This is a genomic window from Nonomuraea antimicrobica (assembly GCF_039536965.1).
In the GTDB taxonomy this organism is placed as follows: Bacteria; Actinomycetota; Actinomycetes; order Streptosporangiales; family Streptosporangiaceae; genus Nonomuraea; species Nonomuraea antimicrobica.
Window position 1 is genome coordinate 1 of record NZ_BAAAZP010000295.1, and the last position, 1,438, is coordinate 1,438.

Consider the following 1,438-nt stretch of genomic DNA (forward strand, 5'->3'; position numbering starts at 1 on the left):
GTGACGCGGTTGACGCCCAGCTCCTCGGCGAGCTCGACCTCTGTGGGGAGCTTGGAGCCGAGCGGGTAGACGCCGTCCTTGATCTTGTTGCGAAGTTTGCGCGCCACCTCGCGATACAGGCTCTCGTTGCTCGCGGAACTCATGGAGCCACTCTAGTGGTACCACCCGCGCACTAGGTGCTACCTAAGCAAGATCCACATTGACGAACATCATTCAGAGGAGTAGGAAGTACATACACGTTGCGCGATGCAAAAGGGTGTAGCACCACCCGAAGCTCTTTCGCTCAAAAGGAAGCGGCCCCCGGCGTAGCACCACCGGAGGCCGCCGCAGGCAACCACCCAATCGTCCTCGCGAAAAGACACCTGAGGAGGCCAACCTGATGCCCACCATCATGGCATCTCCGTCATTGGCTCGAAATCGACTCGACGCGCCCAGGCTGCGCCTGCTGGCCAGGATCGCCCGCGACCGCCGCGCCTTCGCCGCCCAGGTCGCCGACAAGGGCACGTGCAAGGGCAAGAGCGACGTCGAATGGTACAAGGAGGGCACCACGCTGGCGCAGGCTCGCGGCCTGTGCTCCGGATGCTGGGTTCGCGAAGCGTGCTTCCGGCTCGCCGTGCTCGACGACACCATGGACTTGCTCGCGAATGGTGGCTCCATTCGCAAGGTGATCGGCGTCCGTGGCGGATACACCGCCAGGAGACGTGTCCCGCGCGTCAAGGCTCTTCTCAAGAAGCTGCGTCCTCCCAAGAAGGCGAGGGCGGCAGCATGAACCTCCGCCATCGGGCACCAGACGGCGGACTCTGCCACGTGATCAAAGGCCCGGCGCACGGTCTGGTCCGAACCTTCGACGCGGTGGTGTGGGAGAGCGTCGGCGCTACATGCCCGACAGCCAGTTCACCCGGCCACTTCGATTGCTTCGCATGCGGTGCCACCCGCGTCTCTGGCACGGGCATTGACGCCCGCCTGCACGCCGCGATGTGCAGGCCGCGAAAATAGCGCCCGAAAATGATCGCACCCTCGGATGGAAGTGGATCGGATACTTCGTAAGCGGGTCCGCTGACAAAGCAAGGAGAGCCATCTATGAACACGGTCCTCGACGGGATCGCCTGGGCCGAAGCGCATCCCATCGTTACAGCGGTGATCGGTGCGTTCGGCCTGGTCGTCATCGTCCTGGCCTTCCGCATCGGGCGTCGCATCACGAACCTGATCAGCACGGCGTGGCGCAAGTACGTGACGCCACGCCCGGTCGAGGACGTGCTAACCATCGTCGCCGCGTCCATCGCCACGGGCGTGTCCGCACAGGGCATGTGGCGGTTCTCGGGGGACGTGTTGGGCCTCGACGGGCTGCTCCGGCTGCTGCTGTTCGCGTTCGTCGAAGTCGCCATCGTCACCAGCGCCGTGCGCGCCCGCCGCAACATGCGCGAGAACTTCGCGGCTG

At 64.6% G+C, this 1,438-nt stretch carries 2 protein-coding genes and 1 pseudogene; 2 read left to right on the plus strand and 1 reads right to left on the minus strand.

All coding sequences use genetic code 11. The features are described 5' to 3' along the window. Nucleotides 1–143 (minus strand): GntR family transcriptional regulator (locus ABD844_RS53555; protein ID WP_425568812.1); only part of this gene is annotated, 143 nt, incomplete at its 3' end. 263 nt (nt 144–406) lie between these two features. On the opposite strand from ABD844_RS53555, the gene ABD844_RS52835 reads away from it, so the two are divergent. Both ABD844_RS52835 and ABD844_RS52840 read left to right on the plus strand, forming a co-directional pair. Next, on the plus strand, nt 407–769 hold the full coding sequence (locus tag ABD844_RS52835; RefSeq protein WP_344897906.1) for a hypothetical protein: 363 nt from the start codon (nt 407–409) through the stop codon (nt 767–769). 311 nt (nt 770–1,080) lie between these two features. Continuing rightward, nucleotides 1,081–1,438: pseudogene (locus tag ABD844_RS52840) on the plus strand (hypothetical protein); the annotation flags it as partial.